The sequence below is a fragment of the Streptomyces sp. SGAir0957 genome (assembly GCF_043523415.1).
Map to the genome: position 1 here is coordinate 3,895,507 of NZ_CP027293.1, position 22,328 is coordinate 3,917,834.

Annotated in this window: 14 protein-coding genes and 2 rRNA genes; 3 read left to right on the forward strand and 13 right to left on the reverse strand. The window is 68.7% G+C overall.

Annotated features, from left to right (window positions below):
• Positions 1 to 67: 67 nt before the first annotated feature.
• The 8 genes from C1N81_RS22320 to C1N81_RS22355 all read right to left on the reverse strand — a co-directional run bounded on the left by C1N81_RS22320 (position 68) and on the right by C1N81_RS22355 (position 10,354).
• Positions 68 to 3,190: ribosomal RNA gene (locus C1N81_RS22320) — 23S ribosomal RNA — on the reverse strand.
• 319 nt (positions 3,191 to 3,509) lie between these two features.
• Positions 3,510 to 5,035, reverse strand: a 16S ribosomal RNA gene (locus tag C1N81_RS22325).
• Together the 16S and 23S rRNA genes form the textbook arrangement of a ribosomal RNA operon.
• A 677-nt stretch (positions 5,036 to 5,712) precedes the next feature.
• A complete protein-coding gene (gene proC, locus C1N81_RS22330; protein WP_394431777.1) occupies positions 5,713 to 6,558 on the reverse strand; it encodes a pyrroline-5-carboxylate reductase in 846 nt (281 codons plus the stop codon).
• Between the two features lie 147 nt (positions 6,559 to 6,705).
• Positions 6,706 to 7,443, reverse strand: a complete 738-nt coding sequence (locus tag C1N81_RS22335) for an ABC transporter permease (protein WP_394431779.1) — start codon at positions 7,441 to 7,443, stop codon at positions 6,706 to 6,708.
• Positions 7,444 to 7,536: 93 nt separating this feature from the next.
• Positions 7,537 to 8,427, reverse strand: coding sequence for an ABC transporter ATP-binding protein (locus C1N81_RS22340; RefSeq protein WP_394431781.1), 891 nt, complete (start codon positions 8,425 to 8,427; stop codon positions 7,537 to 7,539).
• 36 nt (positions 8,428 to 8,463) lie between these two features.
• A complete protein-coding gene (locus tag C1N81_RS22345) occupies positions 8,464 to 9,330 on the reverse strand; it encodes a class I SAM-dependent methyltransferase (RefSeq protein ID WP_394431783.1) in 867 nt (288 codons plus the stop codon).
• Between the two features lie 70 nt (positions 9,331 to 9,400).
• Entirely contained in the window at positions 9,401 to 9,928 is a 528-nt protein-coding gene (locus C1N81_RS22350) for an EamA/RhaT family transporter (RefSeq protein ID WP_394431784.1), read from the reverse strand.
• A 30-nt stretch (positions 9,929 to 9,958) separates the two neighbouring features.
• Positions 9,959 to 10,354 carry an SH3 domain-containing protein gene (locus C1N81_RS22355; RefSeq protein ID WP_394431786.1) on the reverse strand — a complete coding sequence of 132 codons (396 nt, stop codon included), beginning with the start codon at positions 10,352 to 10,354 and terminating at the stop codon, positions 9,959 to 9,961.
• Between the two features lie 215 nt (positions 10,355 to 10,569).
• On the opposite strand from C1N81_RS22355, the gene C1N81_RS22360 reads away from it, so the two are divergent.
• Positions 10,570 to 12,837 (forward strand): protein kinase domain-containing protein, encoded by a 2,268-nt coding sequence (locus tag C1N81_RS22360; RefSeq protein WP_394431788.1) that lies wholly within the window; start codon positions 10,570 to 10,572, stop codon positions 12,835 to 12,837.
• Positions 12,838 to 13,014: 177 nt separating this feature from the next.
• Here C1N81_RS22360 and ilvD read toward each other — a convergent pair whose 3' ends face one another.
• From ilvD to C1N81_RS22380, 4 genes are all read right to left on the reverse strand, one after another.
• A complete protein-coding gene (ilvD, locus tag C1N81_RS22365) occupies positions 13,015 to 14,868 on the reverse strand; it encodes a dihydroxy-acid dehydratase (protein WP_394431790.1) in 1,854 nt (617 codons plus the stop codon).
• 153 nt (positions 14,869 to 15,021) lie between these two features.
• The gene (locus tag C1N81_RS22370; RefSeq protein WP_394431792.1) at positions 15,022 to 15,744 is read right to left on the reverse strand and encodes a TetR/AcrR family transcriptional regulator; all 723 of its coding nucleotides are present in this window, start codon (positions 15,742 to 15,744) and stop codon (positions 15,022 to 15,024) included.
• A complete protein-coding gene (locus C1N81_RS22375) occupies positions 15,741 to 16,565 on the reverse strand; it encodes a sugar phosphate isomerase/epimerase family protein (protein WP_394431794.1) in 825 nt (274 codons plus the stop codon). Before C1N81_RS22375 ends, C1N81_RS22370 begins: the two co-directional genes overlap by 4 nt.
• A 245-nt stretch (positions 16,566 to 16,810) precedes the next feature.
• Positions 16,811 to 17,740, reverse strand: a complete 930-nt coding sequence (locus tag C1N81_RS22380) for a Ppx/GppA phosphatase family protein (RefSeq protein WP_394431796.1) — start codon at positions 17,738 to 17,740, stop codon at positions 16,811 to 16,813.
• A gap of 83 nt (positions 17,741 to 17,823) precedes the next feature.
• On the opposite strand from C1N81_RS22380, the gene C1N81_RS22385 reads away from it, so the two are divergent.
• Positions 17,824 to 18,762: a hypothetical protein gene (locus C1N81_RS22385; RefSeq protein WP_394431798.1), complete on the forward strand. Its 939-nt coding sequence runs from the start codon at positions 17,824 to 17,826 to the stop codon at positions 18,760 to 18,762.
• Positions 18,763 to 18,777: 15 nt separating this feature from the next.
• Here C1N81_RS22385 and C1N81_RS22390 read toward each other — a convergent pair whose 3' ends face one another.
• Positions 18,778 to 20,625 (reverse strand): BACON domain-containing protein, encoded by a 1,848-nt coding sequence (locus C1N81_RS22390; protein ID WP_394431800.1) that lies wholly within the window; start codon positions 20,623 to 20,625, stop codon positions 18,778 to 18,780.
• A gap of 242 nt (positions 20,626 to 20,867) precedes the next feature.
• Between C1N81_RS22390 and radA the strand changes: the two genes are divergently transcribed.
• The gene (radA, locus tag C1N81_RS22395) at positions 20,868 to 22,277 is read left to right on the forward strand and encodes a DNA repair protein RadA (protein WP_394431802.1); all 1,410 of its coding nucleotides are present in this window, start codon (positions 20,868 to 20,870) and stop codon (positions 22,275 to 22,277) included.
• The last annotated feature ends 51 nt before the right edge of the window (positions 22,278 to 22,328 follow it).

The following is a 22,328-nucleotide window of genomic DNA, read 5'->3' on the forward strand; positions in this document are numbered from 1 at the left end:
GGAGCCGTGACCATGGCTACGACGGTTGTTCGTGGTTTCAGAACCAACACAGTGGACGCGAGCAACTGAGGACAAGCCCTCGGCCTATTAGTACCAGTCACCTCCACCCGTTACCGGGCTTCCAGATCTGGCCTATCAACCCAGTCGTCTACTGGGAGCCTTAACCCCTCAAAGGGGGTGGGAGTCCTCATCTCGAAGCAGGCTTCCCGCTTAGATGCTTTCAGCGGTTATCCTTTCCGAACGTAGCCAACCAGCCATGCCCTTGGCAGGACAACTGGCACACCAGAGGTTCGTCCGTCCCGGTCCTCTCGTACTAGGGACAGCCCTTCTCAAGACTCCTACGCGCACAGCGGATAGGGACCGAACTGTCTCACGACGTTCTAAACCCAGCTCGCGTACCGCTTTAATGGGCGAACAGCCCAACCCTTGGGACCGACTCCAGCCCCAGGATGCGACGAGCCGACATCGAGGTGCCAAACCATCCCGTCGATATGGACTCTTGGGGAAGATCAGCCTGTTATCCCCGGGGTACCTTTTATCCGTTGAGCGACGGCGCTTCCACAAGCCACCGCCGGATCACTAGTCCCGACTTTCGTCCCTGCTCGACCCGTCGGTCTCACAGTCAAGCTCCCTTGTGCACTTACACTCAACACCTGATTACCAACCAGGCTGAGGGAACCTTTGGGCGCCTCCGTTACTCTTTAGGAGGCAACCGCCCCAGTTAAACTACCCATCAGACACTGTCCCTGATCCGGATCACGGACCCAGGTTAGACATCCAGCACGACCAGAGTGGTATTTCAACGACGACTCCCCCTGAACTGGCGTCCAGAGTTCACAGTCTCCCACCTATCCTACACAAGCCGAACCGAACACCAATATCAAACTGTAGTAAAGGTCCCGGGGTCTTTCCGTCCTGCTGCGCGAAACGAGCATCTTTACTCGTAGTGCAATTTCACCGGGCCTATGGTTGAGACAGTCGAGAAGTCGTTACGCCATTCGTGCAGGTCGGAACTTACCCGACAAGGAATTTCGCTACCTTAGGATGGTTATAGTTACCACCGCCGTTTACTGGCGCTTAAGTTCTCAGCTTCGCACACCCGAAAGTGCACTAACCGGTCCCCTTAACGTTCCAGCACCGGGCAGGCGTCAGTCCGTATACATCGCCTTACGGCTTCGCACGGACCTGTGTTTTTAGTAAACAGTCGCTTCTCGCTGGTCTCTGCGGCCACCCCCAGCTCACCGAGTAAATCGGATCACCAGTGATGGCCCCCCTTCTCCCGAAGTTACGGGGGCATTTTGCCGAGTTCCTTAACCATAGTTCACCCGAACGCCTCGGTATTCTCTACCTGACCACCTGAGTCGGTTTAGGGTACGGGCCGCCATGAAACTCGCTAGAGGCTTTTCTCGACAGCATAGGATCATCCACTTCACCACAATCGGCTCGGCATCAGGTCTCAGCCTTATGTGCGACGGATTTACCTACCGCACGGCCTACACCCTTACCCCGGGACAACCACCGCCCGGGCTGGACTACCTTCCTGCGTCACCCCATCACTCACCTACTACCAGATTGGACCGGCGGCTCCACCACTTTCCATTCCCCGAAGGGTCCGGAACGGCTTCACGGCCTTAGCATCACTGGATTCGATGTTTGACGCTTCACAGCGGGTACCGGAATATCAACCGGTTATCCATCGACTACGCCTGTCGGCCTCGCCTTAGGTCCCGACTTACCCTGGGCAGATCAGCTTGACCCAGGAACCCTTAGTCAATCGGCGCACACGTTTCTCACGTGTGTATCGCTACTCATGCCTGCATTCTCACTCGTGAACCGTCCACCACTAGCTTCCGCTGCGGCTTCACCCGGCACACGACGCTCCCCTACCCATCACAGCCGCCGTTGGGCGTATTGCTGCAATGACACGACTTCGGCGGTACGCTTGAGCCCCGCTACATTGTCGGCGCGGAATCACTAGACCAGTGAGCTATTACGCACTCTTTCAAGGGTGGCTGCTTCTAAGCCAACCTCCTGGTTGTCTGTGCGACTCCACATCCTTTCCCACTTAGCGTACGCTTAGGGGCCTTAGTCGATGCTCTGGGCTGTTTCCCTCTCGACCATGGAGCTTATCCCCCACAGTCTCACTGCCGCGCTCTCACTTACCGGCATTCGGAGTTTGGCTAAGGTCAGTAACCCGGTAGGGCCCATCGCCTATCCAGTGCTCTACCTCCGGCAAGAAACACACGACGCTGCACCTAAATGCATTTCGGGGAGAACCAGCTATCACGGAGTTTGATTGGCCTTTCACCCCTAACCACAGGTCATCCCCCAGGTTTTCAACCCTGGTGGGTTCGGTCCTCCACGAAGTCTTACCTCCGCTTCAACCTGCCCATGGCTAGATCACTCCGCTTCGGGTCTTGAGCGCGCTACTAAATCGCCCTATTCGGACTCGCTTTCGCTACGGCTTCCCCACACGGGTTAACCTCGCAACACACCGCAAACTCGCAGGCTCATTCTTCAAAAGGCACGCAGTCACGACGCAAGGAACAAGTTCCTTGCGCGACGCTCCCACGGCTTGTAGGCACACGGTTTCAGGTACTATTTCACTCCGCTCCCGCGGTACTTTTCACCATTCCCTCACGGTACTATCCGCTATCGGTCACCAGGGAATATTTAGGCTTAACGGGTGGTCCCGCCAGATTCACACGGGATTTCTCGGGCCCCGTGCTACTTGGGTGTCTCTCAAACGAGCCGCTGACGTTTCGACTACGGGGGTCTTACCCTCTACGCCGGACCTTTCGCATGTCCTTCGCCTACATCAACGGTTTCTGACTCGTCCTGTCGCCGGCAGACGACAGAAGAGAGATCCCACAACCCCGCATACGCAACCCCTGCCGGGTCTCACACGTATACGGTTTGGCCTCATCCAGTTTCGCTCGCCACTACTCCCGGAATCACGGTTGTTTTCTCTTCCTGCGGGTACTGAGATGTTTCACTTCCCCGCGTTCCCTCCACACTGCCTATGTGTTCAGCAGCGGGTGACAGCCCATGACGACTGCCGGGTTTCCCCATTCGGAAACCCCCGGATCAAAGCCTGGTTGACGACTCCCCGGGGACTATCGTGGCCTCCCACGTCCTTCATCGGTTCCTGGTGCCAAGGCATCCACCGTGCGCCCTTAAAAACTTGGCCACAGATGCTCGCGTCCACTGTGCAGTTCTCAAACAACGACCAACCACCCATCACCCCGAACCAGTAGATTCGAGTGCACTGGGGCCGGCACTGAAGGCAGCCGTACTCGGCCGTACCTTCAGATACCCAACAGCGTGCCCGACCCGGTCCCGTCCGGAGATCATGCTTTCCACGCCCCGAAGAGCAGTACTCACAGCCTCCGACCCGACAACCGGATCGAATAGTCAACGTTCCACCCATGAGCAACCAGCATCGAACGTGCGCCGATGTACTGGCCTCTGACCTCACCCCGAAGAGTGCGGTAAGAAGTGCTCCTTAGAAAGGAGGTGATCCAGCCGCACCTTCCGGTACGGCTACCTTGTTACGACTTCGTCCCAATCGCCAGTCCCACCTTCGACAGCTCCCTCCCACAAGGGGTTGGGCCACCGGCTTCGGGTGTTACCGACTTTCGTGACGTGACGGGCGGTGTGTACAAGGCCCGGGAACGTATTCACCGCAGCAATGCTGATCTGCGATTACTAGCAACTCCAACTTCATGGGGTCGAGTTGCAGACCCCAATCCGAACTGAGACCGACTTTTTGAGATTCGCTCCACCTTGCGGTATCGCAGCTCATTGTATCGGCCATTGTAGCACGTGTGCAGCCCAAGACATAAGGGGCATGATGACTTGACGTCGTCCCCACCTTCCTCCGAGTTGACCCCGGCGGTCTCCTGTGAGTCCCCATCACCCCGAAGGGCATGCTGGCAACACAGAACAAGGGTTGCGCTCGTTGCGGGACTTAACCCAACATCTCACGACACGAGCTGACGACAGCCATGCACCACCTGTACACCGACCACAAGGGGGACCCTGTCTCCAGGGTTTTCCGGTGTATGTCAAGCCTTGGTAAGGTTCTTCGCGTTGCGTCGAATTAAGCCACATGCTCCGCTGCTTGTGCGGGCCCCCGTCAATTCCTTTGAGTTTTAGCCTTGCGGCCGTACTCCCCAGGCGGGGAACTTAATGCGTTAGCTGCGGCACCGACGACGTGGAATGTCGCCAACACCTAGTTCCCACCGTTTACGGCGTGGACTACCAGGGTATCTAATCCTGTTCGCTCCCCACGCTTTCGCTCCTCAGCGTCAGTAATGGCCCAGAGATCCGCCTTCGCCACCGGTGTTCCTCCTGATATCTGCGCATTTCACCGCTACACCAGGAATTCCGATCTCCCCTACCACACTCTAGCCTGCCCGTATCGACTGCAGACCCGGGGTTAAGCCCCGGGCTTTCACAACCGACGTGACAAGCCGCCTACGAGCTCTTTACGCCCAATAATTCCGGACAACGCTTGCGCCCTACGTATTACCGCGGCTGCTGGCACGTAGTTAGCCGGCGCTTCTTCTGCAGGTACCGTCACTTTCGCTTCTTCCCTGCTGAAAGAGGTTTACAACCCGAAGGCCGTCATCCCTCACGCGGCGTCGCTGCATCAGGCTTTCGCCCATTGTGCAATATTCCCCACTGCTGCCTCCCGTAGGAGTCTGGGCCGTGTCTCAGTCCCAGTGTGGCCGGTCGCCCTCTCAGGCCGGCTACCCGTCGTCGCCTTGGTGAGCCATTACCTCACCAACAAGCTGATAGGCCGCGGGCTCATCCTTCACCGCCGGAGCTTTTAACCACCGTCCAGGAGGACGGAAGTGTTATCCGGTATTAGACCCCGTTTCCAGGGCTTGTCCCAGAGTGAAGGGCAGATTGCCCACGTGTTACTCACCCGTTCGCCACTAATCCACCCCGAAGGGCTTCATCGTTCGACTTGCATGTGTTAAGCACGCCGCCAGCGTTCGTCCTGAGCCAGGATCAAACTCTCCGTGAATGTTTCCCCGTAATCGGGGTGACACCACGAGAGCGGACCAGACAGGAGGAATAGTCCCGTCCGGTCACAGCGTCCTCGCTGTGTTTATTTCAAAGGAACCTCGCCCCAACCATCATGTGACGGCCGGAGGCGGGGTAATCAACATATCTGGCGTTGACTTTTGGCACGCTGTTGAGTTCTCAAGGAACGGTCGCTTCCTTTGTACTCACCCTCTCGGGCTTTCCTCCGGGCGCTTCCCTTCGGTCTTGCTGTCTTGCGTTTCCGACTCTATCAGATCTTTCCGATCCGATTTCCTCGGGGTCTTGCTCGGTTTTGCTTGGTGTTGCTTTTCGCTTTCCGGCCTTTCGGCCTTCCTGCGGTGTCGACTCTATCAGATCCTTTCGGGCCTGATTCCCTGTCAACCGGGTTGTCTGCGCGGCCCTTCGGCCGTTCCGACTGGTGAGACTTTAGCGGAATCCCGGTCCCCGACCTAATCGGGGTCCCGCTCTTTCGAACGTGGATTCCTCATTCCGGAAAGGCGTACGCGAACAGCGCGACGACAAGCGCCGAGCGTTTGAGTAGGTCTTGCGGAATCGCTGTCCGGGGCCGACCAGAGGCGGCGCTCACGTCGGACAACTCGGAGCACACTACGTACCGGGCCGGGGCGTGTCAACTTCACGCCCCGGCCCGTCGCGCTGTCAGCTGTTGTTGCCGGAGGCCAGGGCGCGGCTGCGGTCGCGGGCCGCTTCGAGGGCGGCGATGAGGGCCGCGCGGACGCCGTGGTTCTCGAGCTCGCGGATGGCGTTGATCGTCGTACCGGCCGGGGAGGTCACGTTCTCGCGGAGCTTCACCGGGTGTTCCCCGCTGTCGCGGAGCATCGTGGCCGCGCCGATGGCGGACTGGACGATGAGGTCGTGGGCCTTGTCGCGGGGCAGGCCGAGCAGGATGCCGGCGTCGGTCATTGCTTCGACCAGGTAAAAGAAGTAGGCGGGTCCTGATCCGGAGAGGGCGGTGCAGGCGTCCTGCTGGGATTCCGGGACGCGGAGGGTCTTGCCGACCGAGCCGAAGATCTCCTCGGCGTGGGTGAGGTGGGCGGCGGTCGCGTGCGTGCCCGCGGAGATGACGGACATGGCCTCGTCGACGAGGGCCGGGGTGTTCGTCATGACGCGGACCACCGGGGTGCCCGGCTCCAGGCGCTCCTCGAAGAACGTCGTCGGGATGCCTGCCGCGCCGCTGATGACCAGGCGGTCGGCGGGGAGGTGCGGGGCGAGTTCCGCGAGCAGGGTGCCCATGTCCTGGGGCTTGACCGTGAGGATCAGGGTGTCCGCCTGCTTCGCGGCCTCCTGGTTGGTGACCGGGGTGACGCCGTAGCGGGTGCGCAGCTCGTCGGCGCGTTCGGGGCGGCGGGCCGTGACCATGAGGTCGTCGGGGCTCCAGCCGCCGCGGATCATGCCGCTGAGCAGGGCCTCGCCGATCTTCCCTGTGCCGAGCACGGCGAGCTTGTGGCGCGGGTTCGGGCTCGTCTGGGGCGTCGTCTGGCTCATGTCGGCTCGGGCCTTCCGTGTGCGCGGGTGCGGCTGGGTCGTCCGGTCGCATCCTCGCATCGGGCGGGCCGGGCGGCCGGGGCCTGTCCGGTGGACGGACGGTCCGCACCGGCGGCGCGAGAGTCGGCGGGGGGCGTGGGTGCCGGGTCAGGCCGTGCGGCGGCGGAGGGTGGCCGCGCCGAGGGCGAGGACGAGGACGGCACAGCCCGCGACGATCAAGACGTCGCGCACGTAGAGGGCGGTGAGGTCGGTGTGGCGCAGGACCTCGTTCATGCCGTCGACCGCGTAGGACATCGGGAGGACGTTCGAGATCGCTTCCAGGACCGGCTGCATCTTGTCGCGGGCGATGAACAGGCCGCAGAGGAGGAGCTGGGGGAAGATCACCGCCGGCATGAACTGGACGGCCTGGAACTCCGATGCCGCGAACGCCGAGACGAACAGGCCGAGGGCCGTGCCGAGCAGCGCGTCCAGGAGAGCCACCAGGAGCAGGAGCCAGGCCGAGCCGGTGACGTGCAGGTCGAGCACCCAGAGGGCGAGGCCGGTGGCCAGTGCCGACTGGACGACGGCGAGGGCGCCGAATGCTAGGGCATAACCGGCGATGAGGTCGGTCTTGCCGAGGGGCATGGCGAGGAGGCGTTCGAGGGTGCCGCTGGTGCGTTCGCGCAGGGTGGCGATGGACGTCACCAGAAACATCGTGATCAGCGGGAAGATGCCGAGGAGCGAGGCGCCGATGGAGTCGAAAGTGCGCGGGCTGCCGTCGAACACGTAGCGGAGAAGGAAGAGCATCACGCACGGGACCAGGAGCATCAGCGCGATGGAGCGCGGGTCGTGGCGGAGCTGGCGCAGGACGCGGGCGGCGGTGGCGGTGGTGCGGTACGTGTTCATGGCGGGTCTGTCCCGGGGGTGAGCGCGGAGGGGAGGCCAGTGGGCCGCGGAAGGGAGGCCGGTGGGCCGCGGAGGGGAGGCCGGTGGGCCGGGTCAGTGGGTGGCGTCGGCCGGGTCGACCAAACGCAGGAACGCCTCTTCGACCGTGGGCGAGGCGGTGCGCGTACGCAGGGCTTCGGGGGTGCCTTCGGCGAGGAGTTCGCCGTCGCGCATGAGGAGGAGGCGGTGGCAGCGTTCGGCCTCGTCCATGACGTGGGACGAGACCAGGATCGTCGTGCCGCGAGTGGCGGCGAGGTCGTGGAAGAGGTGCCAGAGGTCGCGGCGCAGGACCGGGTCGAGGCCGACCGTCGGCTCGTCGAGGACGAGGAGTTCGGGGGCGCCGAGGAGGGCCACGGCGAGGGAGACACGGCCGAGCTGGCCGCCGGAGAGGTTGCCGGCGAGAGCGTCCGCGTGGGTGGTCAGGTCTACGTCGGTCAGGACGCGGTCGATGTCCGTGCGGCGGCGTGCGGCTGCCGCGCGGCCGGGTTCGAGGACGGCAGCGAAGTAGTCCAGGTTCTGCCGCACCGTCAGGTCGAGATAGACGGACGGGGCCTGGGTGACATAGCCGACGCGGGCGCGCAGTGACGGGTGGCCCCCTGGTTCGCCGAGGACTTCGAGTGTGCCCGTGACCTTGGCCTGGGTGCCGACCAGGGCGCGCATCAGAGTGGACTTGCCGCAGCCGGAGGGGCCGAGGAGACCGGTGATCCGGCCGCGCGGGACGGTGAAGTCGAGGCCGTGCAGGACGGTGCGGGGGCCGCGGACGACGGTTAGGCCTGCGGCGCGGATGGCGGGGGTGAGGGCTTCCTGGGTGACGGTATTCCGGGGGCCGGCATTCCGGGCGTCGGCTTTTCGGGGGACCGCTTTACGGGGGCCGGTACCGGTGCCGGTTTCGGTGCTGGCGCCGGTTTCGGGGCCGACTCCGGGGGAGCCCGAGCTTTTATTCATCACATGATGAATATTGCTCCCGGTGTCGCGGCGCGGTCAAGGGGCGGGGGCGCGGAGGACCGTCAGCTCCACGGCATAGGCGTCGTCGACGATGCCGTCGGGGAAGCGGGCCAGGAGGTGGGCGCGTTCGGCCGCCAGGATCGGGGCGGAACGGGCGGGGCCAAGGACCGCGAAGTAGGAGCGGCTGCTGAGGTGCTTCAGGTGCAGGTCGACGGGGATGCGGCGGGACCAGTGCAAGCGGCGGAGGACCGGGGTCGTGGGCAGGCCGAGCGCGGTGATCAGGGCGGGGGCGTCGGTGGCGACCCCGTGGCGGTGGTAGCCGGGAAGCGTCTCCTGGAGGCGGGCTTCCTGGGCGACGGTCCACTCGGCGTCGGGGTCCGGCACGTTCCACCACACGGCGAGCGCGCCGCCCGGCCGCAGCACGCGCAACGCCTCCGGGACCGAGCGGGCCGGGTCGGTCCAGTGCCAGGACTGGGCGTACGTGACCAGGTCGACGCGGGCGTCCGCGAACGGCAGTGCGTCGCCGACGGCGCGGACCAGGGGGACGTCGGGCAGGGCGCGGCGGAGTTCGGCGCCCATGCCGGGGCCCGGCTCGACGGCGGTGACGTCGGCCCCGCGGTCGCGCAGGAGGCGGGTGGCGATGCCGGTGCCCGCGCCGATGTCGAGGACGCGGGCGCCGCGCAGGTCCAGCGCCGCCAGCTCCTCCACCGCGTCGAACAGCTCGGGGGGATAGCTGGGGCGGGCCGCGGCGTACTGAGCGGCGACGGTGTCGAAGGAGAGGGCGAAGTCGGGGTCGGACGTGCCTGCGGGGTCGGACGTGGTTGCGGGGTCGGACGTGGTTGCGGGGTCGGACGTGGCTGCGGGGTCGGACGTGCCTGCGGGGTCCGTGGGCTGGTTCGTCATGGGGGCATCGTCTTCGCGCCGGCCCCTCACTGCCAGCTGCCGGGCGGGTCAGCGCCTCCTGCCGGGCGGGTCAGCGCCTCTTCTTGTTGCGCGGCTTCTTGGCCGGGTTGCCCGCGCGGCGGGCGGTGCGGCGCTCGTACTGGTCGCTGGCGGTCTCGTACTCCTGCCTGCGGAGTTTCTCGCCCGGGGCCTCGGTCAGGCAGCGCAGGGCGTGGGCGACGAGAACGCCGACGAAGCCGATGGTCATGAAGCCGCGCAGGGACGCCTGGCGCTCCGGGTCGGGGCGCTGGGTGAAGCCGCCCCAGGTGCGGGTGAAGGCGAAGGCGCTGCAGACGGCGAACATGACGACGACCAGGACGTTCACGAAGGAGCCGACGTCCGCGATGGCCAGCCCCTGGTAGGCGAGGCGCAGCACGAGGCAGCCGGCCGCCGCGGCGACGAGCGCGCCCACGCCGACGGCGGCGCGGCGCAGGGCGTAGCCGCCGCTGTGGTCGACCCAGGTCGTCCCGAAGAAACGGATCTCTTCGGGACGTGGGCCGCCTGCAACGGTGCTGGTGTCTGTACCTGTGTCTGTGCCAGTGCCGGTTTCGTCGCTCACGTGTCGATTATCGCCGGGCGGCGGGGAAGGTCAGGCGCAGCGGGGGGCCACGTAGCCGTCGCTGCCGGTGTGCACGTAGGAGTCGGAGATGTACTCGCCGACGCCGATGCAGTCCCAGATGTTCGTGGTGCCGTACGGGCCGGTGACCCACTGGCCGGGCTTCTGGCAGCCGATCGTGACGCGCGCGCCCAGCGGCAGGCGGCGGACCAGGCGGTACTGGGTGCCGGGGCCGCTGCGGACGTTCACGTTGTAGCCCGGGGCCACCGGGTAGGAGGCGGACGCCGTGGCGGCCACGGTCGCCGCCGTCTCCGCCACGTCCTCGGTAGGCACGTCAGCAGGTACGTCAGCAGGTACGTCAGCAGGTACGTCAGTAGGTACGTCAGTAGGCACGTTCTCGATCGCCATGTCGTCTCCCCCGTCGATCATGAAGCGTCATTCGTGTCGGACACCGAACCGCGAACAAGGCTCGTTCAGCGTTTGTTGAGGCCCTGTTGCGATGGTGTGTGGGCGGAGGCTAGCAAGCCTCTCCGGTCCCGGACGAACCTTCGACTAGGCTCCGTGCGTCGCGCGCACACGGAGATCACGTACGACGTCGGACGGGATCGGGCACGACGATCACGACGACATCCACGGGGGTGGACATGCCGTCACGGCCGAGCATCGGGCCCGACGCGGAAGCGGAAGTTCCGGAGTATGCCGGGCACTACCGACTGGAGGAGCGCCTCGGCGCGGGCGGCATGGGTGTGGTGCATCTGGCGCGTTCGGCGGCGGGGCTGCCGCTCGCGGTGAAGGTGGTGCACGCCGAGTTCGCCAAGGACCCGGAGTTCAGGGGCCGTTTCCGGCAGGAGGTCGCGGCGGCGCGGCGGGTCAGCGGGGCCTTCACGGCGTCCGTCGTGGACGCCGACCCGGACGCCGAACGGCCCTGGATGGCGACCCTGTACATTCCCGGCCCGACCCTCGCCGACCACGTCAAGCGGAACGGGCCGCTGACGCCCGCCCAGTTGCGGCATGTCACGGCGGGGCTCGCGGAGGCGCTCCGCGACATCCACCGGGTCGGGGTGGTGCACCGTGATCTGAAGCCCAGCAATGTGCTGCTGGCCGAGGACAGCCCCAAGGTCATCGACTTCGGGATCTCGCGGCCGAAGGACAGCGAACTGCGGACCGAGACCGGCAAGTTGATCGGCACGCCGCCGTTCATGGCGCCGGAACAGTTCCGGCGGCCGCGCGAGGTCGGCCCGGCGGCGGACGTGTTCGCGCTCGGCTCGGTCCTGGTGCACGCGGCGACCGGGCGCGGGCCGTTCGACTCGGACAGCCCGTACCTCGTCGCGTACCAGGTCGTGCACGACGAGCCGGATGTGACCGGGCTGCCCGAGGAACTGGCGCCGCTGGTGCTGCGCTGCCTGGCGAAGGAGCCGGAGGACCGGCCGACGCCTGATGAGCTGATGGCGGAGATGCGGGCCATGTCCGCGAAGTACGACACGCAGGCGTTCACGACGGGGGCGTTCGCCGACTCCTTGGCGGGGCGGTCGTTGATACCGGCGCAGCGGGGGGCGTCGGAGCGGGTTGCTTGGGAGGGGCCCGAGCCTTCGGCCCCGTCCCCGTCCTCGTCTCCGTCCCCGTCTCCGACTTCCTCCCCCTCCCCGTCTTCGTCCGACTCCGACTCCGAGTCCGAGTCCGAGTCCGCGGGTGCGTCCGCCTCGGCCTCCGCCTCCGCCTCCGCTGGGAAATCGACCGGGCGCCTGCGGACGCGTGTGCGGGCGGCCCTCATCGGTGGTCTGGCGTTGTGCGGCGCCCTCGCGGCGGCGGTCCTGGCCCTGGTGCCGCACGCCGCCGACGACGACGCGCCCGCGCCCCGTACGGCGGAGGTCGCGTCCCACGCCTGGAACCGGCAGGTCGGTTCGGGGCCGGGGACGGCGTGCTCGTACGGGAAGGGGGCTCTGCGTTGCGCCGCGCCCGGGGTGCTGGCCGCCTCGCTCGATCCGCGTGACGGCACGGTGCTGTGGCTGCGCAAGGCGTCCGGGACCGCCTATGGCAATGCGCCCGCGCCCGTCCTCGCGGGCGGTCTGCTCCAGGTCGTCTCGGCGGACAGCACCCGCCTGCTCGCGCTCGATCCGGCGACCGGGAAAACCCGCTGGTCGAAGGGGATCGCCGCGTACCAGGGCCAGGTGCAGCCGGTAGGCGATACGGTCCTGCTGGCCGCCCCCGACGGCACGCTGACCGCGCTCGACGCCGGGACCGGTGAGCAGCGCTGGCAGCGTCGGCCGACGACACAGCAGCCGGTGCTCTCGTACCCCGGCGGCGCCCTCGCCTACGCCACCACTATGGCGGCGGACGGGGTGAACTCGCTGGTCAGCGCGGTCGACCCGACGACCGGGGCAGTGCGCTGGCAGCGGGAGTCGCCGGGTTCGGCCACTCCAGTGGGGGTGAGCGCCGATGTGGTGTGGTGCGTGCGGCGCGGGGCGGACGGCGCGACGGTGGGCCTCGTCGGACACCGCCTCTCCGACGGGACGATCGCCCGGCGCGTCCGGCTCGCCCTGCCCCTGCCGCAGGCGACGGTGTCGGTCCACGCCGGCAAGGCGTACCTGCTCGCCGCGGGCGGGGCGCTGGTCGCGCAGGACCTGGCCTCCGGCAAGCAGCTCTGGCGGTCGGAGACCTCGGTGAGCAGAGGCTCGGCGCCCAGCGTCGACAGCCGGGGGCGCGTCTACGTGACCGCCCCTGACGGCCGCCTCCTGGCCGTCTCCCCGACCACGGGCCGCCCGCTCGGCCAGACGCGGCCGCGCCCCGGCGCCCGTACCGACCGGGTGGTGGCGGACCTGCCGTCCCCGGTCGTGGCCGACGGCCGGGTCTACGCGAGCGCACCGGACGGCACGGTGTTCGGGACGGACGGCGGGCGACCGCAGGACTGGTGAGGCGGCCGCAGGGCTGGTGAGGCGGCCGCAGGACTGGTGAGACGGGTCGCCGCGGAAAGGGCGCGGCGGCCGCCCCCGGGACTGATGAGGGGGCGACCGCCACGTGACAGCTTCTGCGTCTCCGTACTCGACGCTCGACGCTCGGCGCTCGACGATTAGCGCTCGGCGCCTGATGGTTCAGCCGAGTTTGGAGACGTCCCGGACGGCGCCGCGGTCGGCGCTGGTGGCCATGGCGGCGTAGGCGCGGAGGGCGGCGGAGACCTTGCGCTGGCGGGACTTGGGGGCGTAGACGCCGCCCAGGGCCTCGCGGCGGGCGGCCAGCTCCTCCTCGGGGACGAGGAGTTCGATGGAGCGACCCGGGATGTCGATGCGGATGCGGTCGCCGTCCTCGACGAGGGCGATGGCGCCACCGGCGGCGGCCTCGGGCGAGGCGTGGCCGATGGAGAGACCCGACGTGCCGCCGGAGAACCGGCCGTCGGTGACGAGCGCGCACGCCTTCCCCAGACCGCGGCCCTTCAGGTACGAGGTCGGGTACAGCATCTCCTGCATGCCCGGGCCGCCCTTGGGACCCTCGTAGCGGATGACGACGACGTCGCCCTCCTTGACCTGCTTGAGCAGGATCTTCTCGACGGCCTCCTCCTGCGACTCGCAGACGACGGCCGGGCCCTCGAAGGTCCAGATGGACTCGTCGACGCCGGCGGTCTTCACGACGCAGCCGTCCTCGGCGATGTTGCCCTTGAGGACGGCGAGGCCGCCGTCCTCGGAGTAGGCGTGGGCGATGTCGCGGATGCAGCCGCCCGCCGCGTCGGTGTCGAGGGTGTCCCAGCGCTCGGACTGGGAGAAGGCCTCGGCGGAGCGCTTGCAGCCGGGGGCGGCGTGCCACAGCTCGACGGCCTCCTCCGAGGGCGAGCCGCCGCGCACGTCCCAGGTGCCGAGCCACTCCTTGATGGAGGCGGAGTGGACGGTGTGGACGTCCTCGTGGAGCAGTCCGCCGCGGTACAGCTCGCCGAGGATCGCGGGGATGCCGCCGGCGCGGTGCACGTCCTCCATGTAGTACGTGCCGCCGGGGGCGACGTTCGGGGCGACCTTCGACAGGCAGGGGACGCGGCGCGAGACGGCGTCCATGTCGGCGAGCGTGTAGTCCAGCTCGGCCTCCTGCGCGGCGGCCAGCAAGTGAAGAATGGTGTTGGTGGAGCCGCCCATGGAGATGTCGAGCGCCATGGCGTTGTCGAAGGCGGCGCGGGTGGCGATGGAGCGCGGCAGCACCGAGTCGTCGTCACCGTCGTAGTACCGCTTGGCGATCTCGACGACCGTCGCGCCCGCCTTCTCGTACAGCGCCTTGCGGGCGGTGTGCGTGGCGAGGACGGAGCCGTTGCCCGGCAGCGACAGGCCGATGGCCTCGGTCAGGCAGTTCATGGAGTTGGCGGTGAACATGCCGGAGCAGGAGCCGCAGGTCGGACAGGCGTTCTCCTCGATACGGAGGATGTCCTCGTCGGAGACGCTCTCGTCGACGGCGTCGCTGATGGCGTTGACGAGGTCCAGCTTCCGGACGGTGCCGTCGACGAGCGTGGCCTTGCCGGCCTCCATGGGGCCGCCGGAGACGAACACGGTCGGGATGTTGAGCCGCAGAGCGGCGTTCAACATGCCCGGGGTGATCTTGTCGCAGTTGGAGATGCAGACCAGGGCGTCCGCGCAATGCGCCTCGACCATGTATTCGACGGAGTCGGCGATGAGGTCGCGCGAGGGCAGGCTGTAGAGCATGCCGCCGTGGCCCATGGCGATGCCGTCGTCGACGGCGATGGTGTTGAACTCGCGGGGGATACCGCCCGCGGCGCGCACGGCGTCGCTCACGATGCGGCCCACCGGGGCCAGGTGCGTGTGGCCGGGCACGAACTCGGTGAACGAGTTCGCCACCGCGATGATCGGCTTCCGGCCGATGTCCGCACCGGGTACACCGGAGGCGCGCATAAGGGCGCGGGCGCCCGCCATGTTGCGGCCGTGGGTGACTGTGCGGGACCTCAGCTCGGGCATCGTCGCTCGCTCCTTCAGACAGAAAAGACTGCGTCCGACCCTACGCCGCCTCTCCAAGATCCGGACAGCGTGTCCGAATGGCGGGACGCTCGTCTCACGGGGAGCTGCTGGAGAAGCCCCTCAGGAAGAACTGTCGGGAAAGCCCGTCAAGGATCAGGGAGAACTGTTGGGGACGCCCATCAGATGGCCCTGCACCACGGGTGCGAGGCGCGCGACCAAGACCTCGGCATCGACCGACGCGAGCGGCTCGACCTTGATCACATACCGGAGCATCGCGGTCCCCACCAGCTGCGCGGCCGCCAGTGAGGCCCGCAGCTCGGCCTCCTGCTCCGGCACCTCGAGACGCCGCCCGATGCGCGCCAGCAACTGTGCGGCGACAAGGCGCCGGAAGACACCGGCGGCGACCTCGTTGTTGACGGCGGACCGCACGACGGCGAGGACGGGCGCCCTGGTCACCGGGTTCTCCCAGACGCCGAAGATGAACCGGGTCAGCTGCTCGCCGATGCCGTCCAGCGGCCCGTCCGCCAGCCGGTCGGGCGCTTCGAAGGCGGGCGCGAGAGCCGTCTCCACCGAGGCGGCGAACACCTGCTCCTTCGTCCCGAAGTAGTGGTGTACGAGCGCCGAGTCGACCCCGGCGGCCTTCGCGATCCCCCGCACGGAGACCTTCTCGTAGCCCCGCTCGGCGAACTCCTCCCGGGCCGCGCCGAGAATCCGCTCACGGGTCCCGGGCCCGTCCGCACCCTCACTCCGCGAGGGCCGCCCACGCCGCCGTACGGGCTCTACGGGCGCCGCGGGCTCTACGGGCGCCGCGGGCTCTACGGGCGCCGCGGGCGCCGCGGGCCCCGGTGGCTTCGATGGCTTCGATGGCTCCGTCATGAACGCGGTACTCGCACCGCGGACGCCAGCTGCAGCCGCGTGAAGGCCAGCGCCTCCGCGAGATCGGCCTCACGCTCGGCGCTGGACATGGCCCGCCGCGTATTGACCTCGATCACCACGTGCCCGTCGAACCCGCTGACCGCAAGGCGCTCCAGCAACTCGGCGCAAGGCTGCGTTCCGCGGCCCGGCACAAGATGCTCGTCCTTGTTGGAGCCGTTCCCGTCGGCCAGATGCACATGACCGAGCCGGTCGCCCATGCGGTCGATCATCTGCATCGCGTCCGTACGGGCGGTGGCGGTGTGACTCAGGTCGACGGTGAAATGCCGGTAGTCGTCCTTGGTGACATCCCAGTCGGGCGCATAGGCGAGCATTTCGCGATCCCGGTACCGCCACGGATACATGTTCTCTACGGCGAACCGCACATCCGTCTCATCGGCCATGCGCCAGATACCGCTCACGAAATCCCGGGCGTAATTGCGCTGCCACCGGAAGGGCGGATGCACCACGACCGTCGACGCCCCGAGTTTCTCGGCCGCGGCCCTGGCCCGCTGCAACTTCACCCACGGGTCCGTCGACCACACCCGCTGCGTGATCAGCAGACATGGCGCGTGCACGGCCAGAATCGGAATCCGGTGATAGTCGCTCAGCCGGCGCAGCGCCTCGATGTCCTGGCTGACGGGATCGGTCCACACCATGACCTCGACGCCGTCGTAGCCCAGGCGTGCGGCGATCTCGAAGGCCGTCGCCGTCGACTCCGGATACACCGAGGCGGTCGACAGGGCGACCTTCGCATCCGGGATGCGCACCACTGGTTCTGCCACGCAGACAGAGTACGGGGCCCTTGCCGGGCGGGGGGAAGTGGTGGGGCCCGGGCCGGGATCTGTGCCGCTCTTCACAGCCCGGGCCGGGATCTGCGCCGCTCTTCACAGCCCGGTCCGCTGCCCGCACCTCCGAGGGCTCCGCCCCGTACCCACCCCGACACCCGTGGGAACGAGACCGTCGGCCGCCAGGGCGACATCAGACGGCCGCCCTCCACTCACCAGTCGAAAGTCGAAGCGCCGAACGCTCAGCCCGGCAGATGATCGAGCCGCCGCAGGATGACCCCTTCCCGCAGCGCCCAGGGGCAGACCTCCAGCGTCTCCACCCCGAACAGATCCATCGCCCCCTCGGCCACCAACGCCCCCGCGAGCAACTGCCCGGCCCGCCCCTCGGAAACCCCGGGCAGCTCCGCCCGTTCGAGAACGGTCATCGCCCCGAGCCGCGGCACCCAGTCCTCCAACGACTTCCGCTTCAACTCCCGCTGCACGTACACGCCCTCGGCGGACCGGGCCGCCCCGGCCAGCCGGGCCAGCTGCTTGAACGTCTTCGACGTGGCCACCACATGATCCGGCGCCCCGAACCGGCTGAACTCCCCCACGGTCCGCGCGATCTCGGCCCGCACATGCCGCCGCAACGCCTTCACATCGGCGGGGTCCGGCGGATCCCCGGGCAGCCACGAGGCGGTCAGCCGCCCGGCCCCGAGCGGCAGCGACACCGCCGCGTCGGGCTCCTCGTCCATCCCGTAGGCGATCTCCAGGGATCCGCCCCCGATGTCGAGGACGAGCAGGGTCCCGGCGGACCACCCGAACCACCGCCGGACGGCGAGAAAGGTGAGCCGGGCCTCTTCCTCGCCGCTGAGGACCCGCAGCGCGACCCCGGTCTCGTCCTTGACACGCGCGAGGACCTCGTCCGCGTTGCTGGCCTCGCGCACGGCGGAGGTGGCGAAGGGCAGGAGGTCCTCGACGCCTTTGTCCTCGGCGGCTTCCAGAGCGCCATGGATGGTACGGATGAGCTGCGAGACGCCGTCCGCCCCGATCGCCCCGCGCTCGTCGAGGAGTTGAGCGAGGCGCAGATCCGCCTTGTGCGAGTGCGCGGGCAGCGGCCGGGCACCCCCGTGCGCGTCCACCACGAGCAGATGGACCGTATTCGAACCCACGTCGAGGACACCGAGTCTCATATAAGGAACGCTACTGCGCGCATGTGTCCGCTCATCGGCCGCAGAGGTCTTCTCGTCCCCCTTGGCGCGCTTACTCTGGAACGGTGCCAAAGACGAAAAAGGCCAAGACGGACAAGACCGACAAGAGCAGCAAGAACAACAAGAGCGAAGACAAGTCGGCGAAGCGGAAGAAGGAGCCTGAGCAGCTCCTCCAGATCCAGCCGGGCCCTGCCGCGGCGGGAGCGCTGACGGCGGGGCCGGACGAGAAGGGGATCGACTTCCCGCGCGCGTGGGTCGAGTTCCCGGACCCGGCCGACGACGAGCAGGTCTTCCGTTGTGATCTGACATGGCTGACCTCTCGTTGGACGTGCATCTTCGGCAGCGGCTGCCAGGGCATCCAGGCGGGCCGCGCGGACGACGGCTGCTGCACGCTCGGCGCGCACTTCTCGGACGAGGACGACGAGAAGCGCGTGGCGGAGCACGTGGCGCGCCTGACGCCCGACATCTGGCAGCACCACGCGGTGGGCACGAAGACGGGCTGGGTGTCGGAGGACGAGGACGGGGAGCGGCAGACGCGCCCGTACAAGGGCTCGTGCATCTTCCAGAACCGTCCGGGGTTCGCGGGCGGCATGGGCTGTTCCCTGCACATCCTGGCGATGAAGGAGGGCAGGGAGCCGCTGGAGACGAAGCCGGACGTGTGCTGGCAGCTGCCGGTCCGCAGGACGTACGAGTGGATCGACCGGCCCGACGACACACGGGTGCTGCAGGTCTCGATCGGCGAGTACGACCGCAGGGGCTGGGGTCCTGGCGGCCATGACCTGCACTGGTGGTGCACGTCGGCGACGTCGGCGCACGGCGCGGGCGACCCGGTGTACGTGTCGTACCGCCCGGAGCTGATCGAGCTGATGGGCAAGGACGGCTACGACAAGCTGGTGGAGCTCTGCGAGGAGCGCCTGGCGGCGGCGCCGAAGGGCCGCCCGCTGCCGGCGGCGCACCCGGCGGACCCGGCGGACCCGGCGCCACTGCCGGGCCCGCGCGCGTAAGCGAGCACCTCACACCTACGGTGTGGCGCTCCCGGACCCGGACGGGTCGGAGGGCGCGGGCGTGGAGTCCCCGGGCGACGGATCGGTTCCGGGAGAGCTGGGGTCGGGCCCGGGCGAGGTCGGATCGGGATCGGACGGCGAGGGCCCCCCGGTCCCGGGGTCGCTGGGTCCCGGGTCACTGGGCCCGGGGTCGCTGGGCCCCGGGTCGCTCGGGCCGGGATCACTGGGCCCGGGATCGCTGGGCCCGGTCCCCCCGCCGGAGCCGGGCCCCGGCCCGTGCCCGTGCCCGGGGTGGTGGCCGGACCCGTGCCCGGGACCGTGTCCCGGATGCCCGCTGCCCCAGCGCCCGTACCCCTCGATGGAGATGACGGCCCCGGACGGGTCGATGGCGACGCGTGCGCTCCAGTGCCCGTTCGGCTCGCGGTCCTGGTCGACGTAGACCTGGAGGGTGACGGACTCCCCCGGCTGGAGCGTCCCCGAGGTGCGGCTGAGGCGGAGCCAGGAGGCGGGGGTGTGGGCGGTCCAGTGGACGGCGGTGCTGCCGGACGCGGTGAGCGTGATCAGGGTGGTGCCACCGCTGGGCTGCGCCTCGACGGTGAGCCGTCCGGGCCCGGTGCTGCCCGCGCGCGTGGGGGGCGAGATCACTTCGACGGAGACGTCGTCGGGCGAGGCGCTGCCGTCGTGGCGGAAGCGGGGGTCGGGGGTGGTCCTGGCGTTGCCCGCGTTCTCGTAGGTGTCGCCGCTGCGCTCACCGGCGGGGCCGCCCGGGTCCCCGGCCTCACCGGCGCCGATGGAGCGGCCGTCGGTGCCTTCGCCGATGAGCGGGGCGCCCCGGTAGGCGGCCCAGAGGGCGATGACGGGGGCGGCGACGACGGTGGCGACGACGGTCGTGGTGACGGCACGCGCGCGGAGCCGGTCGCGCCGGGCGGCGCGGTCCTTGGGGTCCATGGGGAACCCGAGCCGGTCGAAGCGGGGCGCGGCGCCGTGGCGGCGCGGGATGTGCATGGCGTGGTGGAGGGCGGCGCGCGGCGCGTCGACGAGGGGCAGCGCGGCGGGGGTGACGGAGGTGCCGGGCCAGGTGCCGGGGGCGGCGCGCTCGGCGGTGCGGCGGCAGCGGGGGCAGTCGTCGACGTGCCGGACGAGTTCGCGGCGCAGGGCGGAGGAGAGCAGGAGCTGGTTGTCGCCGGTGAGGCGGGCGACGCTGGGGCAGGTGCCGGTCTGGACGACGGCGAGGGCGGCGCGGGTGCGCTCGACCTCGCAGGCGGCGGCCGCGAGGAGTTCACGGGTGGCGCCGGGGTCGGTGCCGAGGACGGCGGCGACCTCGCGGGGCGAGAGCTGGTGGCGGACGGCGAGTTCGAGGGCTTCGCGCTGCTCGGGGGTGGTGCCGGCGGCTTCGGGCCAGGCGAGCAGGGCGAGTTGCCGGCGGCGTTCTTCCTGGAGGAGCGAGTCGTCACCGGCGGCATGGGGCGCCGGCACGGCCCCGGACGAAGGCGCGGGCTCGGCGGGACGGCTCTTGCCCGCCCCGTGCGTGGCCTGCCGCCGCCGCTTGGCCTCGGCGAGGCGGCGCAGGCAGGACCAGCGGGCGAGCGCGTAGAGCCAGGCCCTGCGATCGGCCTCGGAGTCGGCGGCGGGCGCGCGGGAGCCGCGGCGCTCGGCGAGGGCGAGGGCGTCGCCGAGGGCGGTGATCGCCTCGTCGTGGTCGCAGAGCACGGAGAGGCAGTACGTGAACAGGCCGTCGAGACACGGCTCGTAGCGGGCGGGCGGGCGCTGCGGGACGGCACGGGGCACCGGCCGCCGCGTCCCGGTGCGCTGCGCCCGGTGTGCGCCGGTGGTCTGGGTGGGGGTTTCCGGCCTGCTGCTCATCACCCGTGCGACCGTAGGCGTCGGGCGCGAACCACTTACGCCCCCTTGCACACTTTTAATCCTTACGGGTGAAACGATCCCTCAAAAGGGGACAGGAACCCTGCATCCCATGGCCAGCGTGGCTACGCGCGGCAACCGCCAGGGGCAAGGTCACCCTGGATACCCGGCAGATCACGGCCGCGCCGGACCCGTCGACCGGGCGGGCAGGGGCGTTGTCAGAGCCGCCCGCTACGGTTCCCTCCATGGCTGCCCGTACGAAATCCGCGAAGGACCGCCCGTCCTACCGCTGCACCGAATGCGGCTGGCAGACGGCCAAGTGGCTGGGCCGCTGCGCCGAGTGCCAGGCGTGGGGGACGATCGAGGAGTACGGCGCGCCAGCGGTGCGCACGACCGCGCCGGGCCGCGTCACCACGTCCGCGCTGCCCATCGGCCAGGTCGACGGCAAGCAGGCGACGGCCCGCAGCACGGGCGTGCCCGAGCTGGACCGGGTGCTCGGCGGCGGCCTCGTACCCGGCGCGGTGGTGCTGGTGGCGGGCGAGCCGGGCGTGGGCAAGTCCACGCTGCTCCTGGACGTGGCGGCGAAGGCGGCCGACGCGGAGCACAAGACGCTCTATGTGACCGGCGAGGAGTCGGCGTCGCAGGTCAGGATGCGGGCCGACCGCATCAAGGCGATCGACGACCACCTCTACCTGGCGGCGGAGACGGACCTGTCGGCGGTGCTCGGCCACCTGGACGCGGTGAAACCGTCCCTGCTGATCATGGACTCCGTGCAGACGGTCGCGTCGCCCGAGATCGACGGGGCGCCCGGCGGCATGGCGCAGGTCCGCGAGGTCGCGGGCGCGCTGATCCGCGCCTCGAAGGAGCGCGGCATGTCCACGCTGCTCGTGGGTCACGTCACGAAGGACGGTGCGATCGCGGGCCCGCGCCTGCTCGAACACCTCGTGGACGTGGTCCTCAGCTTCGAGGGCGACCGGCACGCGCGCCTGCGCCTGGTCCGCGGCGTGAAGAACCGGTACGGGACGACGGACGAGGTGGGCTGCTTCGAGCTGCACGACGAGGGCATCACCGGCCTCGCCGACCCGTCCGGCCTGTTCCTGACGCGCCGCGACGAGCCGGTTCCCGGCACCTGCCTGACCGTCACCCTGGAAGGCCGCCGCCCGCTGGTGGCCGAGGTCCAGGCGCTCACGGTGGACTCCCAGATCCCCTCGCCGCGCCGTACGACATCCGGCCTGGAGACGTCCCGGGTGTCCATGATGCTCGCGGTCCTCGAACAGCGCGGCCGGATCAGCGCCTTGGGCAAAAGGGACATCTACTCGGCGACGGTCGGCGGCGTGAAGCTGACCGAACCCGCCGCCGACCTGGCCATCGCCCTCGCCCTCGCCTCCGCCGCGAGCGACACCCCGCTGCCGAAGAACCTGGTCGCGATCGGAGAAGTGGGCCTGGCGGGCGAGGTCAGACGGGTCACCGGGGTGCAGCGCAGGCTGGCCGAGGCGCACCGTCTCGGCTTCACGCACGCGCTGGTTCCGGGCGATCCGGGCAAGATCCCAGCCGGTATGAAGGTCCTGGAAGTCGCCGATATAGGGGACGCGCTGCGGGTCCTGCCCAAGAGCCGTCGTCGAGAGGCCCCGCGGGAGATGGAGGAGCGCCGGTAGACTTTGCCCTGGTCTCGCCTGTGCGTGCGAACGCGACAACCGTACGAACGC